The organism is Stenotrophomonas sp. 96582_Sma (genome assembly GCF_056480905.1).
Genome location: NZ_CM151122.1, coordinates 2,608,147 through 2,623,116, shown reverse-complemented (window position 1 = coordinate 2,623,116; position 14,970 = coordinate 2,608,147). Strand labels below are relative to the sequence as shown.

The 14,970-nt window shown below is 66.8% G+C and carries 14 protein-coding genes; 3 read left to right on the top strand and 11 right to left on the bottom strand.

Going from position 1 to position 14,970, the window contains the following annotated elements:
- Nucleotides 1-264: 264 nt before the first annotated feature.
- The 4 genes from blaL1 to ACZK2R_RS12165 form a co-directional block, all read right to left on the bottom strand.
- Nucleotides 265-1,137, bottom strand: coding sequence for a L1 family subclass B3 metallo-beta-lactamase (gene blaL1, locus ACZK2R_RS12180; RefSeq protein ID WP_125893566.1), 873 nt, complete (start codon nucleotides 1,135-1,137; stop codon nucleotides 265-267).
- A 95-nt stretch (nucleotides 1,138-1,232) separates the two neighbouring features.
- Nucleotides 1,233-3,662: a TonB-dependent receptor gene (locus ACZK2R_RS12175; protein WP_125893564.1), complete on the bottom strand. Its 2,430-nt coding sequence runs from the start codon at nucleotides 3,660-3,662 to the stop codon at nucleotides 1,233-1,235.
- A 71-nt stretch (nucleotides 3,663-3,733) separates the two neighbouring features.
- Nucleotides 3,734-4,585, bottom strand: a complete 852-nt coding sequence (locus tag ACZK2R_RS12170; RefSeq protein WP_125893562.1) for a FecR family protein — start codon at nucleotides 4,583-4,585, stop codon at nucleotides 3,734-3,736.
- Entirely contained in the window at nucleotides 4,582-5,106 is a 525-nt protein-coding gene (locus ACZK2R_RS12165) for an RNA polymerase sigma factor (protein ID WP_065723390.1), read from the bottom strand. Before ACZK2R_RS12165 ends, ACZK2R_RS12170 begins: the two co-directional genes overlap by 4 nt.
- A 203-nt stretch (nucleotides 5,107-5,309) precedes the next feature.
- On the opposite strand from ACZK2R_RS12165, the gene ACZK2R_RS12160 reads away from it, so the two are divergent.
- Together ACZK2R_RS12160 and ACZK2R_RS12155 are read left to right on the top strand one after the other, a co-directional pair.
- The gene (locus ACZK2R_RS12160) at nucleotides 5,310-5,576 is read left to right on the top strand and encodes a hypothetical protein (protein WP_125893560.1); all 267 of its coding nucleotides are present in this window, start codon (nucleotides 5,310-5,312) and stop codon (nucleotides 5,574-5,576) included.
- Nucleotides 5,577-5,585: 9 nt separating this feature from the next.
- Nucleotides 5,586-6,758, top strand: coding sequence for a low temperature requirement protein A (locus tag ACZK2R_RS12155; protein ID WP_125893558.1), 1,173 nt, complete (start codon nucleotides 5,586-5,588; stop codon nucleotides 6,756-6,758).
- Nucleotides 6,759-6,869: 111 nt separating this feature from the next.
- Here ACZK2R_RS12155 and ACZK2R_RS12150 read toward each other — a convergent pair whose 3' ends face one another.
- The 7 genes from ACZK2R_RS12150 to ACZK2R_RS12120 all read right to left on the bottom strand — a co-directional run bounded on the left by ACZK2R_RS12150 (nucleotide 6,870) and on the right by ACZK2R_RS12120 (nucleotide 13,859).
- On the bottom strand, nucleotides 6,870-7,415 hold the full coding sequence (locus ACZK2R_RS12150; RefSeq protein ID WP_125893556.1) for a DUF1697 domain-containing protein: 546 nt from the start codon (nucleotides 7,413-7,415) through the stop codon (nucleotides 6,870-6,872).
- The gene (locus ACZK2R_RS12145) at nucleotides 7,412-8,053 is read right to left on the bottom strand and encodes a response regulator transcription factor (RefSeq protein WP_125893554.1); all 642 of its coding nucleotides are present in this window, start codon (nucleotides 8,051-8,053) and stop codon (nucleotides 7,412-7,414) included. Before ACZK2R_RS12145 ends, ACZK2R_RS12150 begins: the two co-directional genes overlap by 4 nt.
- Nucleotides 8,046-9,101 carry a sensor histidine kinase gene (locus tag ACZK2R_RS12140; protein WP_125893552.1) on the bottom strand — a complete coding sequence of 352 codons (1,056 nt, stop codon included), beginning with the start codon at nucleotides 9,099-9,101 and terminating at the stop codon, nucleotides 8,046-8,048. The genes ACZK2R_RS12145 and ACZK2R_RS12140 overlap by 8 nt, the downstream gene beginning before the upstream one ends.
- 274 nt (nucleotides 9,102-9,375) lie before the next feature.
- The gene (locus tag ACZK2R_RS12135; RefSeq protein WP_012511185.1) at nucleotides 9,376-10,113 is read right to left on the bottom strand and encodes an MgtC/SapB family protein; all 738 of its coding nucleotides are present in this window, start codon (nucleotides 10,111-10,113) and stop codon (nucleotides 9,376-9,378) included.
- Between the two features lie 31 nt (nucleotides 10,114-10,144).
- Nucleotides 10,145-12,904 (bottom strand): magnesium-translocating P-type ATPase, encoded by a 2,760-nt coding sequence (gene mgtA, locus ACZK2R_RS12130; protein WP_125894844.1) that lies wholly within the window; start codon nucleotides 12,902-12,904, stop codon nucleotides 10,145-10,147.
- 62 nt (nucleotides 12,905-12,966) lie between these two features.
- Nucleotides 12,967-13,266, bottom strand: coding sequence for a hypothetical protein (locus ACZK2R_RS12125; RefSeq protein ID WP_125894842.1), 300 nt, complete (start codon nucleotides 13,264-13,266; stop codon nucleotides 12,967-12,969).
- A 293-nt stretch (nucleotides 13,267-13,559) separates the two neighbouring features.
- Nucleotides 13,560-13,859 carry an EF-hand domain-containing protein gene (locus ACZK2R_RS12120; RefSeq protein ID WP_100434716.1) on the bottom strand — a complete coding sequence of 100 codons (300 nt, stop codon included), beginning with the start codon at nucleotides 13,857-13,859 and terminating at the stop codon, nucleotides 13,560-13,562.
- 271 nt (nucleotides 13,860-14,130) lie between these two features.
- Between ACZK2R_RS12120 and ACZK2R_RS12115 the strand changes: the two genes are divergently transcribed.
- The gene (locus tag ACZK2R_RS12115) at nucleotides 14,131-14,865 is read left to right on the top strand and encodes a CS1 fimbrial subunit B flags: Precursor (protein ID WP_100434715.1); all 735 of its coding nucleotides are present in this window, start codon (nucleotides 14,131-14,133) and stop codon (nucleotides 14,863-14,865) included.
- Nucleotides 14,866-14,970 lie beyond the last annotated feature (105 nt).

Below are 14,970 nucleotides of genomic sequence, written 5' to 3'. Positions count from 1 at the left end.
CCCAGCTATCTTTAAGGGGCTGGGGTGGTACCGCACCGACGTTAGCTTGCCTACATCGACGATCCCCTTTGGGGGCCGTACGATCCTTTATCGACGTTCGTGTGCGGGATGGGGATCGCTCGACTCGTCTGTCGGCTAGTATCCGCAGATGCATGCTTGACGGTCCCTCCACCCTGGCTCCTACATACCGCGTAGGAGCCGGGAGGAACATACAAGCCGTGCTCGACTGCTCTGCTTCAGTCGAGCAAGCTCGACTCTACAGAATCAGCGGGCCCCGGCTGTTTCCTTGGCCAGCTGTGCGTCGAACTTCTGTTCGGCCGCATCCGCGTAGGCCTTGCAGGTCAGTGCCTTGGCGCTGGCCTTGCTGCCGGAGGCGTAGTCCCAGTTGCTGGCACCCGGATGCGGGGTCAGCAACACGTCGCAGGGCAACGCCCGCACCGTCGCGAAGCTGCGTTTGTAGTCATCGACCAGGCGCGGATAGCGCGCATTGCCCTGCAGCTGGTAGCCCGGTGCACTCAGGCTGTCGGCATAGGCGATGCGCACCGGCTTGCCCTCGCGGGTATCGCTCCAGGTCCACGCGGTGCTGCCCGGGGTGTGCCCGGGCATGAAGTGCGCTGTGAATTCGATGCCGCCCACCTCGACCACCTCGCCATCCATCACGATGCGGTCTGCACTGGCAGGCGGGTAGGTGATGCCATCGCCGAAGTGCAGATCATCGCTGCCACCACGTGCCAGCAGCACCGCCGATTCCGCGTTGGCGACCACGTGCGCGCCGCTGCGGCGCTTCAGTTCCGCCACTGGGCCTGCATGGTCGGCATGCGCATGGCTGAGCAGGATCAGACGCAGGTCCTGCGGTGCCACGCCGCGTGCCTTCATGTTGTCGAGCAGGTGGCCGGCCATCTGTGGCATGCCGCCGTCCAGCAGCACCGCACCTTCGCTGGTCTGTACCAGCAGCGCGGTCAGGTTCTCGGTGCCGATCTGCCAGGTGTGGTCAGCAATCTGCAGCGGTGCCATCGGCTGCAGCCAGGAAGCATCCACGGTGTAGGCCCGCAACTGCGGCAGTGGTGCCTCGGCGGCGCTGGCGTGCGCGACCGGAAGAACAGCGGCCAGTGTGACGGCGAGCAGGGAAAAACGCATGGTTCACGTCCGTTTGAAGGAGGCCCAGAAACTAGCATGGGCCTCCTTCATCGCGTCGCGCATAGATTTCATGGCTCCCATAAGGGCGCCATGGATCAGTACCGGTACTGCCACCCCAGCGTCAGCACCCGGCCGCGGCCCGAAAAATAGCTCGGGTTCGACGGCGTGGTCTGCGAGTAGTAGCTGATGTACTGCTTGTTCGCCAGGTTCTGCACGCCCAGCGTGAAGGCGTGCTTGTCCAGCACGTAGCGGGCCACAAGGTCCAACGTGGTGTAACCCTTGAACTCCGCCACCCGCGCGCCACGCAGGTCGAAGTCGCGGTCGAAGGCGTGGCTGGCCTGCAGGCGGGTGCTCAGCTGTGGTGTCCAGCTCTGCTCCCAGAATGCGGTCAGCCGGTTCGGCGCGATGTTGACGCCGGCCAGGTCGCTGTCGAGGCGGCCATCGACGTCGGCATCGTAGCGGCCGTTGGCCCGTGCATAACCCAGGCCCAGCTGGCTGTCGCCCAGGCGCAGGCGCAGGTTGCTTTCGAAGCCCTCCACGCGGGTGGCCTGGCGCTGCACCGCATAGGCATCGATGCCCGGATCGTAGATCAGCACCGAGCCCAGCTTGGATTCGGAGGTGTAGTAGGCGATGTCACCGCTGAAACGACCATCGTCGTACTCCAGGCCGATCTCGCGGTTGTCCGACACCACCGGTGACAGATCAATCAGATTGTCTACGCGTTGGCCGTCGCGGTTGATTGCACGCAGCACGCGGCCAACGTCGGCCACGGTGTAGCCTTCCGAATACGAGGCGTAGGCGTTGAGGCGGTCATTGATGTACCAGACCGCGCCGAAGTTGGGCAGGGTCTCGCTCATGGTCGGCTTGCCGCCGGCCACCTTGCGTGCGCCGTAGCGGGGCAGGGTGGTGTAGTCGCCTACTTCCAGCTCGCCCTTTTCGTAGCGCAGGCCGCCGGACAGCATCAGGTGGTCGGTCGGCCACCAGTGCAGCTGCAGCAGCGGCGACAGGCTTTGATAGGTGGTCTGCGGTACCCAGTTCATGCCGCTGGCCAGCAGCACCTGGTGGGTGCGGTCGCGCAGGCCGTCAAGGCCCAAGGTCACGTCCAGCGTGGTGTCGGCGATGCGGGCCCAGCTCTGGGTCAGCTTGAAGCCGCGCTTGTCCGATTCGTTCTGGGTCTGGTCCCAGGCGGCGTTGGCGCCGGTGTTGCCCCACGGATCCCACTGGCTGGCGCCATAACGGCCTTCGAAGTCCACCGCGAAGGCCTGCGCCTGGAAGCGGCCACCGAGCAGGTCGGCGGCGCTGTAGTCCAGCGTCAACGAACGCGAGCGGTTCATCGGTGGATCCAGCGGCGTATCGCCGGGCACCGAAATGGTCGGGCGGCCGGTGCGGTAATCACCGTTCACCGCCAGGTAGTTGTCCAGCCCGCGCAGCTCGTAACGGTTGGCCATCAGCTGCAGGCGGTGGCCCTCGGCAATGTTCCAGCCCAGCTTGGCGAACACGTTCGACGAGGTCGAATCCATCAGTTCGCCCTGCGCGTTGGTACCGATCGAACGGCCCTGGCCGTCGTGATACAGGCCCTGCTTCTCATAGGCCAGGCCGGCCACCAGATCGAACTGCTCGCCGCGCACGCCGACCAGTGCCGAGCCGCGCTGGCCATTGTCATCGCGGCGGCTGGGCAGGGCCGAGCTGTAGCTGATGTTGGTGTCGAGCAGGAAGGCGCCCGGCTCGCTGGGCGCGCTGCGGGTGATGATGTTGACGATGCCGCCGGTACCGCCGATGCCCTGCAGCGCGTTGGCGCCGTGGATGACCTCGATGCGTTCGATCATCGCCGGATCGATGGTGTGCGAATCACGTGAGCCATCGCGCAGCGGCGTCGACTGCGGCACGCCGTCGACCATGTACAGGATGCCGCGGCCACGCATGGTTTCGCCGTAGTTGGACATCTTCTCGCGCGCCGGGGCAAACGCCGGGATCTGCGCCGACAGCACGCGCGAGACATCCGAGCCCAGCGCCAGCTGCTGCGCGATGTCCTCGCGGGTCAGCACGGTGATGGTGTTGGGCATCGCGGTCTCGCCCTGCGGCATGCGCGCGGTCGAGGCCGATACCGTGACGCGGGCCAGCGAAGTGGTCGTGGCAGGGGACGCTGCCGATGACGCGGCCCGGGCCGGAGCGCGGAGCTTGGGCGATGCTGGCGCGGCACTCACCACGAACACCCCCGGCGAGCGCTCCTGCATCGCCAGGCCTTGCCCGGCCAGCAGGCGCTGCAGGGCGTCGTGCGGGGTGTAGCGGCCGTCGAGGGCGGGCGCGTTGCGGCCGCTCACGCTGTCGGCCGCGAACAGCAGCTGGATGCCACTCTGCCGCGCCAGCGAGTTGAGCGAAGCCTGCAGCGGGCCGGCCGGCAGGTGCAGTTCGACGGGTGCGGACGCAGCGGTCTGCGCGGTGGCGGGCAGCGCCGCACACAGGCAGGCAACGAGCAGGGTGGGGGCCAGCCGGCGCAGCGCGGCGGGCGGAACAGGGCGGGTCATGCGGGGGTCCTTCGGAAGGGTTCAAGCACTTGCCGGATGGGACGGCGCGCAACCCACCCTCGGCGTGGCAATCAATCGCGGGCGCGCAGATGCAGGCTGCCGTCGGCGGCGGTATGCACCTGGACCGGCAGGATCTCCGGCAGCAGCGCGACCGCCGTTTCGGCACGATCGGCATCGAACACGCCCGACACCTGCAGCGGACCCAGTGCCGGGTCGTCCAGCACGATCGGACGGTCGTGATAGCGCTGCAGGATGCGCAGCACCTCGCTCAGTGGCATGCGGTCGAACTGCAGCCGGCCGGAGGTCCAGTCGGCCCGGTCCGGATCCACAGCTTCCGGCGGAGACAGCGAGCCTGGCTGGGCCAGCAGGCGCTGCCCCGGCTTCAGTCGCTGCTCGGTGCCGCCGCCATCCACGCTGACACCGACCTCGCCGCGCCACAGCGTGACTTCGCTGAGATCGCCCTGGCGGTCAACATCGAACACCGTGCCGTAGTTGCGTACCTGTACCGGCCCGGCATCAACCTGGAAGCGGCGCCACGCCGAATGCTGCACCTCGAAGCGCGCATGGCCCTGCGCCAGCAGCACCCGCCGCGAACGCAGATGGCGACGGACCTGCAGGTGGGTTCCCGCGTCGAGCAGCACGCGGCTGCCGTCCGGCAGCTCGATGTCGCGGCGCTCGCCGACGGCGGTCTGGTAGTCACGCACCTGCCAGGCCGGGTCGGCCAGCAGCAGCGCGGCGGCCGCCAGCAACAGCACCGGCAGTACCCGTTTCGCGCCAGATCCGCCGCGGCGCCGCTGCAGCTGTTCCGGGCCTGGCAACGGGAAACGCTCCTTCAGTGCCTCCCGGTGCTGATCGAGCGTGTCCTCGGCGGACGGTTCGGTGGGCTGCGACGGCGGTGCCGGATCGGGTGATGCAGGACTCACCGCAGCGCACCGTGCAGCCGGCAGTCGGCCATGGCCAGGCGCAGATGACGTTCCACTGCCTTCAGGCCGATGCCCATCCGCTGCGCCACCTCGGCCTGGGGCAGCTCGTGGATCTTGTGCAGGATGAACACCTGCTGCCGCCGGCAGGGCATGCGCTCGATGCTGGTGGTCAGCCGCTGCAGCGCCTGCTGGCCCTGTGCCTGGCGCTCGGGTCCGGGGCGCTCGCAGGCGCCTTCGGGAAGCTCGGCGCGGGGCTCCACCCAGTGCCGGCGCAGATCCTCGGCGCGGCAGCGGTCGACCGCCGCATCGTGCGCGATCCTGCGCAGCAGCGCGATCGGTTGGCGGGCGTCATGCACGGCCGGGCGTTCCAGCAGGCGCACGCAGACATCGTGCACCACTTCGCGGGCCAGCCCGGGCGAGCGGAACCGGCGATGCAGGTAGTCCACCAGTTCCTCGTAGTGGCGCACCAGCGAGGTCACCAGCGGCAGCGCAGGTGGGCGGGGAAGTGTCGGCTGGGACATCCGGACGGGCAGCAAGGGTGAAAGGCGGGTGCCGGGAGGTCATCCCTGCGCATTGACGCAATACTAATGGGAACTGTTCTCGTTTGCCATGCCGCGATCATCAGGGCGATTGTTCGCCGCGCCTGGAAAGTGAATCCACGATCATCGGCTGGAGCGCAGAATCGGCCACGGCTAGCCTGCCTGCAGGCTCAAGGAGGTGGACCATGCATGTGCTTCTGGTGATGGTGGGTGGCGTCGTGCTGCTTGGGGTGTTCCTGCTGTTCGGGCGGCTGTGGAGCGTGGGCACCTCACAACTGCCCACGGCCCTGATCGCATTCGTTGCCACCTGGCTGCTGGTGACGGTGGCCAACCTGTGGGTGGGCGTCAGCAGGGCCGGCTACGGGATACGTGAAGAACTGCCGATCCTGCTGCTGGTGTTCGCGGTGCCGGCCCTGCTGGCCGGTCTGCTCTACTGGCGCCTGGCGCGCTGAAGGAAAGCCATGAGTACACGACTGCGATTGCCGGCCCTGCGCCAGCGCGACGGCCACCACGCCCGCGTGACCTACGAAGAACTGTTCTTCGACCTGGTCTACGTGTTCGCGGTCACCCAGCTCAGCCACCACCTGTTGCACCACCTGGACCTGGCCGGCGTGCTGCAGACCCTGGTGCTGTGGTTTGCGGTGTGGCTGGGCTGGCAGTATGCCTGCTGGGTCAGCAACTGGTTCGATCCGGAGGCACCGCGCATCCGTGGCCTGCTGTTTGCCACCATGCTGTTGGCCTTGCTGATGTCGTCGTCCATTCCCGAGGCGTTCGCTGACCGCGCCTGGGTGTTTGCCGGGGCCTACGCCACCATGCAGGTCGGGCGCACCGCCTTCGTGTTGCTGGAGGTCGGTCGCACGCATCCGCTGGCGCCGAACTTCCGCCGCATGCTGGCCTGGGTGAGCGTATCGGCCTGCTTCTGGCTGGCAGGCGCGGCAGCCGAGGGCAATACGCGGCTGGCGCTGTGGGCGGTGGCGGTGGCCTGCGAGTACGTCTCGCCGATGTTCGGCTTCGCGTTCCCGGGGCTGGGCCGTTCGCACACCCGCGAGTGGACCATCGAAGGTGGGCACCTGGCCGAGCGCTGCCAGCTGTTCGTCATCGTCGCACTGGGCGAGACGCTGCTGGCCACCGGTGGCGTGCTCAGCGAAGTCGAGCAGTGGAGCGGGGCGGTGGTGTCGGCGGTGCTTGCCACCTTCGCCGGCACGATCGCCATGTGGTGGCTGTACTTCGGCATCTCCAGCCGCGACGCCACCGAGGCCATCAGCCATGCTGAAGACCCCGGGCGGATGGGGGCCAACTTCCACTATGTGCACGCGCTGCTGATCGCCGGGATCATCGCTACGGCGGTGGGCAATGACCTGGTCATGGACCACCCGCACGCTGCGGTGACGCCGGTATATGCGGCCGTGCTGGTTGCAGGGCCATTGATCTACCTGCTGGGCAGCGCGCTGTACAAGCGCGTGGTGTACGGTCGCGCACCGTACTCGCATCTGATCGGTGCGGTGGCGCTGGGCGTGCTGGGTGTCGTACTGCCGCAGACCCATCTGCTGGCCGCTGGCTGGTTGACCAGCGCGGTGCTGCTGGCGGTGGGGTTGATGGATACGCGGTTGAAGCACCGCCTGCAACGGGCGTGATCTTGTCCGGTATCCAGCCCGTGCCGGGGAGAGTCGACTGTTAGTCGACTGCTCTTCCACAAGGTTGCGGAAAATCCCGCGCTGCGCGCGATAGTCGACTGACAGTCGACTCTACCGCCGCCCTCTACCGTCTGCGGTGACCTGGCCGAGTGCGGCGGCCATTGCCGCAAGCTTGCCGACCGTGTTGAGGTTGCGGGCGGTGCCCTGCTGGGCATAGGGAATCCGCAGGCGTGAGTCGGCCATGCCGTCGCCATAGTGGACGAAGATCTCGCGGGTACCCAGAGCCAGCTGCTCATCGCGCAGGCCGGTCACCCCGGCCAAGGGATCCGTGGGCAGTGCCTCATCCACGAACAGCGCGACCACGCGATTGCCGGCGGCATGCGGAAACGGATTGCGGGCGGCAACCGCTGCGATCTCGGCTGCGGAGCGCACCAATACACCCACCGGTTTTCCGGCATAGGCCTGCAGCCGTTGGCCAAGGGCTTTCCGCACGCCGGCTTCGTCAAGTCCGCTGCGGAACACCACGTTGCCGCTGGCGATATAGGTGCGGACGTCGGTGAAGCCGGCGTCTTCGCACATCGCCACCAGTTCAACCATCGGCAGCTTGCCGGTACCTCCGACATTGACTGCTCGCAGCAGTGCGACATGCACGCTCATGGGGAACCTGCCTGCAAGCGGTCGTACATGCGCACCAGGTCGACCAGCGTACGCGCGCCCATCTTGCGCATCACCTGTGCGCGGCGCACCTTCACCGTGATCTCGCTGACCCCGAGGTCGCCGGCGATCTGCTTGTTGAGGCGGCCGCGCACCACACCGTCGACCACCTCGCGCTCGCCGGGGTTGAGGGTGTTCCAGCGCTGCTGCAGGGCGTCCAGCGCCTCGCCGTCACGGCGGCGCTGGCGGTCGATCTCAATGCCCTTGTGGATCGCATCCAGCAGTTCCTGGTCACGGAACGGCTTGGTCAGGAACTCGATGGCACCGTCCTTGATCGCGTTGACACCCATTGCGATATCGCCGTGGCCGGTGATGAACACCACCGGCAGCTGCAGGCCGTGGCTGCCCATCGTGCGATGGAACTCCAGCCCGCTCTGGCCGGGCATGCGCACGTCCAGCACCAGGCAGGCCGGTGCATCTTCCAGTTCGTGTTCGAGGAACGCCTGGGTGGAGGCGAAGGCCCGTACCTGCAGGCCCATCGAGGCGAGCAGGTCTTCCAGCGCGGCGCGCACCGACGGATCGTCGTCGATCACGTAGACGATGGGTGCCGGATCGGCGGCGGGTGCAGCGGGCTTACGCATGAGGGCGTTCCGTGGCAACGGGCAGGTCAAACACAAAGCAGGCACCTCCGCCGCTGGGGCGCTCGGCTCGGATCCTGCCTTCGTTGGCCTCGATCATCGACCTGCTCAGGCTCAATCCCAGCCCGAGTCCGTGTGATTTGGTGGTCCAGAACGCATCGAACACACGCTCGGGATGATCGGCGGGCAGGCCGACACCACGGTCGCGTACGCTGAGGCTGATCCGCTGTCCGTCGCGTTGGGTCAACAGGGACAGGCGGCGATCGGCAGCCGGCACTGCTTCCATCGCGTCCACCGCATTGAGGATCAGGTTGCCGATCACCTGCTGCACCTGCACGCGATCGGCTTGCACCAGCGGCAGGTCGGCATCGAGCAGCAGGGCCACGGCCACGCCGTGCTGGTCGAGCTCGCTGCGCGACAGCGCCAGCATTTCCTCCACCGCCTGGTTCAGGTCGAACGCGCGTCGTTCCGGTGCCGCACCCTGGGTCAGGCCGCGGATGCGGGCGATCACGTCACCGGCGCGATGGGCATCGGCCAGGATGCGGGCCACGGTCTGCCGTGCCTTGTCCACGTTCGGTGGGTCCTGCGCCAGCCAGCGCTGGCAGGCTTCGGCGCTGCTGGCGATGGCCGCCAGCGGCTGGTTCACTTCATGTGCGATGGAGGTGGTCAGCTCGCCCACGGTCGACGCGCGCGCCACCCGCAGCAGCCGGCCCTGTGCTTCCTGCACTGCGGCCTTGGCCGCTTCCATCTTCAACGCCAGGTAGGTGGTGATGCCGATCACCAGCATGCCGATCACCGAGTTGACCAGGCCGATGCGGTAGGTGCCGAAGCGGGTCAGGAAGAAGCTGAGGGCGGTCAGCGCGATGCAGGCGATGGCCAGCGTGATCAGCCCGCGCGCGCTCAGCACGCGCGACGCGGCGAGGATGACCGCTGCGTAGAAGCAGGCCGCGGCAACCGCATAATCGGTGACGGTGTCGATCAGGAAGATCGCCGCCATCACGACGATCAGGGCCAGCAGCACCAGCGGGCGGCGGGGCGACAGCGATGGCATCGGGGAAGCTCCCGGGCGTGGGCGGAAAGGATAGCAAAGCCGGCATTGGTGGATGCCGACCTGGGTCGGCGTGCTCTTGTGTGGTGGGTGCCGACCGTTGGCCGGCACAAACCAGAACGATGCCTGGTAGTGCCGGCCGCTGGCCGGCAACTGCACGGTACTTCCGGAGATCACGGGGTTGCCGGCCAGCGGCCGGCACTACCCCAGCGGTGGGCATGCCGAGGCGATGCACGGTGCGTCCGGGGATCATGAGGTTGCCGGCCAGCGGCCGGCACTACTCCTCCAGGCTGGCGTTCCAGAACCCCTGCAGCACGCCGGGGGTGGTCGCCAGCGTGGCCAGCACCGCATCCAGTTCACCGGCATCCACCGTGGTGGCATACAGCACCGCTTCAATCTCCACGTCGCGCTCGCCGAACGGGCGCTGGTCCACCGCGCGTACCGGGTAGTGCGCCTGTTCAAGCAGCAGCAACAGCTGGTCCAGCACCTCGGCCTGCTGCTCGCGCTGGCAGACCACGTTGATTGCATAGGTCGCCTCGCTGAACGCCTCCGGCAGCGGCTGCCGCTGGATGCGGTTCACCACCGGCCGCAGCAAAGTGTTGGCGGCCAGCACGAACACGGCCGCCAGCACCGCCTCCGGCAGCAGCTTGATACCCGCGCAGGCACCCACCGCCGCCGAGCCCCATAAGGTGGCCGCGGTGTTCAGGCCGGACACCTGCGCACCGTCCTTCATGATCGCGCCGGCACCGAGGAAGCCCACACCGGAGATCACATAGGCCACCACATGCAGCGGCGACGGCGGGCCGCCGTACAGGTCGTGGAAGCGCACAGCGAGGTCCACGAACACTGCCGCGCCCACCGCCACCAGGGTATTGGTGCGCAGGCCGGCAGTGCGTTGGCGCAGCTGCCGCTCCAGGCCGATGACGGTGCCAAGCACGAAGGCCACCGACAGGCTGATCAGTGAGCTCAGGGTCGCGCCGGCGTTGAACGCCGGCAGGTTCGGATTGATGTCCATTGTGTTTCTCCCTGGACCAGGCGGCGGGCGCTTACTGCCAGCCGTAACGACGGATGTAGATCTTCTTCAGCACGGTGGTCAGCACCGCGTAGCCGAACAGGATCGCCACCAGGAACGGCCAGTAGCCGGTCGGCAGGGCCTGCAGCTTGAAGTAACCCGCCAGCGGGCTCATCGGCAGGGCCACGCCAATGGCCATGATCAGGCCGGTCATCACCAGCAGCGGCGGCGCAGCGATGCTCTGCAGGAACGGCACCTTCGGCGTACGAATCATGTGCACGATGAGCGTCTGGGTCAGCAGGCCCACCACGAACCAGCCGGACTGGAACAGGCCCTGGTCGGCCGGTGTGCGCGCATCGAACACGTACCACATCAGCGCGAAGCAGCTCAGGTCGAAGATCGAGCTGATCGGCCCGAAGAACACCATGAAGCGGCCAATGTCTGCCGGGTTCCACTTCAGCGGCTTGCGCACCAGTTCCTCGTCCACGTTGTCGAACGGAATGGCGATCTGCGAGATGTCGTACAGCAGGTTCTGTACCAACAGCTGCAGTGGCAGCATCGGCAGGAACGGCAGGAAGGCCGAGGCCACCAGCACCGAGAACACGTTGCCGAAGTTGGAGCTGGCGGTCATGCGGATGTACTTCAGCATGTTGTTGAACGTACGCCGGCCCTGGATGACACCTTCCTCCAGCACCATCAGGTTCTTTTCCAGCAGGATGATGTCGGCCGCCTCCTTGGCGATGTCCACCGCACTGTCCACGCTGATGCCGATGTCCGCAGCACGCAGTGCCGGCGCATCGTTGATGCCGTCGCCGAGGAAACCGACCACCTTGCCCTGCGCACGCAGCTCGCGCACCAGCCGTTCCTTGTGCAGTGGCGTCAATCGGGCGAACACACGGTGGTGGTGCAATGCACGCGACAGTGTGCCGTCGTCCATGCGCTCGATCTGTGGTCCGGTCAGGATGGTGTCCGCGTCCAGCCCGACCTGGGCACAGACGCGGGCGGTGACCAGCTCGTTGTCGCCGGTGAATACCTTCACTTCCACACCATGCGCGGCCAGCGCCTGCAGCGCCTGCGCAGCCGATTCCTTCGGCGGATCGAGGAAGGCCACGTAGCCGACCAGGGTTAGCCCGCATTCGTCAGCCTGCGAATACACGGTCTGGCTGGCGGCGGTTTCCTTCATCGCCACTGCCACCACGCGCAGGCCCTGTTCGTTCAGTTCTTCGGTGGTCTGCCGCACGCGCGCCAGCCGCTGCTCATCCAACGGCTTGTCCTCGCCGTTCTCGCGCACCGTGCTGCATACCGCCAGCATCTCTTCCACCGCACCCTTGCAGATCAGCTCATGGTGGTCCTCGCGTTCGGACACCACCACCGACATGCGGCGGCGCTCGAAGTCGAAAGGAATCTCATCCACCTTGTGGTAGTCCTGCGACAGCCGCAGCGAGCTCTGCAGCTCCACGTGCTCCAGCACCGCACGGTCGAGCAGGTTGATCAGCCCGGTCTGGAAATGGCTGTTGAGGTAGGCAAACTTCAGCACATCCTCCGAATCGTGACCGAACACGTCGGTGTGCCGTTCCAGCGCGATCTTGTCCTGGGTGAGGGTGCCGGTCTTGTCGGTGCACAGCACTTCCATCGCGCCGAAGTTCTGGATCGCATCCAGGCGCTTGACGATCACCTTGCGCCGCGACAACAGCACCGCACCCTTGGCCAGGGTGGAGGTGACGATCATCGGCAGCATTTCCGGGGTCAGGCCTACCGCCACCGACAGCGCGAACAGGAAGGCCTCGGTCCAGTCGCCCTTGGTCCAGCCGTTGATCAGCAGCACGAACGGCACCATCACCAGCGCGAAACGGATCAGCAGCCAGCTGACGCTGTTGACGCCGGCCTGGAACGCGGTGGGCGCACGGTCGGTGGCGGTGCTGCGCTGGGCCAGGGTGCCGAAGTAGGTGCGGTTGCCGGTGGCCAGCACCACGGCGGTGGCTGTGCCGGACACCACATTGGTGCCCATGAACAGCAGGTTGTGCTGCTCCAGCAGGCCGGCCAGGCCGTCGCCGGGGTGCGCGAACTTCTCCACCGGCAGCGACTCGCCGGTCATCGCCGCCTGCGCCACGAACAGGTCCTTGGCGGTCAGCACGCGGCAATCGGCCGGAATCATGTCGCCGGCCGACAGCACGATGTGGTCACCGGGCACCAGCTCACGGATCGGCAGGTCCAGCAGGCGGGCCGGGCGACGGCTGTGCAGGTGCGCACCGAAGTACTGGTCGGCCACATCGGCGGCCTCGGTGCCCGGATTGCGGCGCAGCACGCGTGCGGTATTGCCGACCAGTGCCTTCAGCCGCTCGGCGGCACGGTTGGAGCGGCCTTCCTGCACGAAGCGGATCAGCGTGGACAGCAGCACCATCGCGCCGATCACGATCGTGGCCTTGATGTCCTCGGTCAGCCAGGACACCGCCGCCAGTACGGTCAGCAGCAGGTTGAACGGGTTGCGGTAGCACTGCCACAGATGGCGCCACCACGGCAGCGGCTTTTCGTGATCCACCTCGTTGGGGCCGAGCGTGGCCAGCCGCTCCTCGGCCTCGTGCGGGCTGAGGCCATCGACGTGCGAGTCGAGCGCAGCCAGCAGGCGCGGCTCGTCCAGCTGCGACAGGGTGACCAGGCCGGTGGTGAGCGCGAAAGGTGCGGCTTCGGCACTGCCCGGGCCGAAGCCGGCTTCGGGCATGGCGCGACGGCCGAACAGGTTGCCTGCGCGACGGCTGCGCAGGAAGGCATTGAACCAGGCGTTGAGCAGGCTCATGGGAACTCCTTGAATGTCAGAGCCGGCCGCGGCCGGAACACGAACGGAACGGATGCAACGGTTCAGGCGTGGCGCATCGCCAGCGCCGCCGGCGACCACGGCTGCATGTGCAGGCGCTGGCTGCCGCCGATGCACAGCGGCTTCATCGCATCGCGAAGGGGGTAGGGCAGATGGCGCAGCACGTTGATACGTTCGCTGATCGGCAGCAGCGACAGTGCATCGGCGACCACGCGCGGCGAACCGAGCGACAGCGAACGGGCGAAAATCACGGGGCCGTGCTGCAGCAGGTGGCTGCGCAGGGCGGCAACATCGCGCTCGCCGATCAGGCGGCGTAGGGTGATGTAGAGGATCTTGTAGGACATGGGGGTGATCTCCAGGCAGGCGGCGCCTGGCGATCCCCCGTCACTCAGGCAGGCAGGGACCGGCGGGCAGGCGCCAGGAACAGGCAACAGGCGGGCATACGGGGCGCGGTGCGCCCGGCAGGGTCGGGGTCCATCTGCGTCTCCATGAGGGGAGGGAGCCAGCCAGGGTTGCCCTGGCCAGTGGCGCTATTGTCCGCCCCTGAATGGGGCAGTCCTAGAGGCTCGTGGGTTAGCCCGGCTATACCTTGGTATAGCCGGGCAAGCATCGCGCCAATCGGCGGCGCATCAAGGAATCAATGCGAGGTGCTGGTCTGCTTGCACACATCGTACTCGCCGCGGCTCAGTTTCTTGTCGCGATCGGTATCGCAGGCGTGCAGTCGTTCTGCCCAGTCCGGCGCAACCGCATCGACTTCGGCCAGGGTGACGATGCCGTCCTTGTCCTTGTCCAGCGATTCATAGGCTGGAATCAACTTCACTTCGGTTACGTCCTCGGCCGCGGTGGCCTTGCTGGCTTCCTGCGTTTTGGAACAACCGCCCAGCAGAATGCCGGCCGAGAGGATGAGGAGAGCGGGAAGGTAGCGGAAACCGGTCATGGCGTGCTCCTGAGGAGGGGGCGGTCCACCGGTGTGGTGGCCACGGCCGGATCTTCGGCGGGGGACTGTAAGCCGGTTGCGAAGAATGCAGGCAAGCGTGCACGCAAGTAGGGCGCCGTTCACCGCGATGGCGCCGGTCCAGCGGGTCAGGACCGGCAGACTAGGAATCGCTTCAGATGCGTAGGACATGTCCGGCTTTTGCAACTTTTTGCATATCGAGATTGTGATGCGGTCGTGAAAATTCGCGCTCGCCTTTCCCTGCGGGCCCGCCATGCGTCGTCTTCTCTCATTGATTCTGTTGGTCATCCTGTCTGGTAGCGCGCACGCATCCACACCCCAGATCAACGTCGGCGTACTGTTCGACTACCTGCAACCCACGCACAGCAACCTGCTCAAGCGCATCCGCAACACCGGTGACGCCACGGCTTACGTGCGGGTTGAAGTCACCCAGATGCACTTCGATGCGGAGGGCAAGGCCAGCGAAACGCCGGTGGATACCACAGCGCTGGTCCGCAACACGCCGGATGCGCAAGGAGTCATCGCCAGCCCCAGCCGCCTGATCATCGCAGGCAATGGACAGCAGGCCACACGCCTGGTGTATCGCGGTGCGCGTGACCAGGAGCGCTACTACCGGTTGCGCTTCATCCCGGTGGCGCCAACGGCCGAGGACTTCTCGCTCAGCGAAGAGCAGGCCCGGGAGGCTGCGGAGCTCACCTCGGCCATCCGCGTGTTCACCGGCTACGGCACGATCTTCTTCGTCGCGCCGGAGAACCCGCACTACGACACGCTCATCGAGCAACAGCAGGTACGCAATCGCGGTAATGCCACCGTGGTGCTGGACAACCTGCGCCAGTGCGAGCGCGACCGTCCCGATACCTGCACGCCGGGAATCATCGCGCATGTGCGTCCCGGCAACAGCTACGCGCTGCAGGCTGCCGAGCACCAGTTCCTGCGCTTCGAGCTTCGCGAAGGCGACAGCCAACGCAGCATCGACTCACGCCGTTAAGCCCACTTCCACCGTTGGATCTGTCCCGAACGGGCCTGCCAGGCGCCCGCTGGGACGGCGTTGCCCTTGCCTGGCACCTTGATTCCTACCCTTGAACCTGGAGTG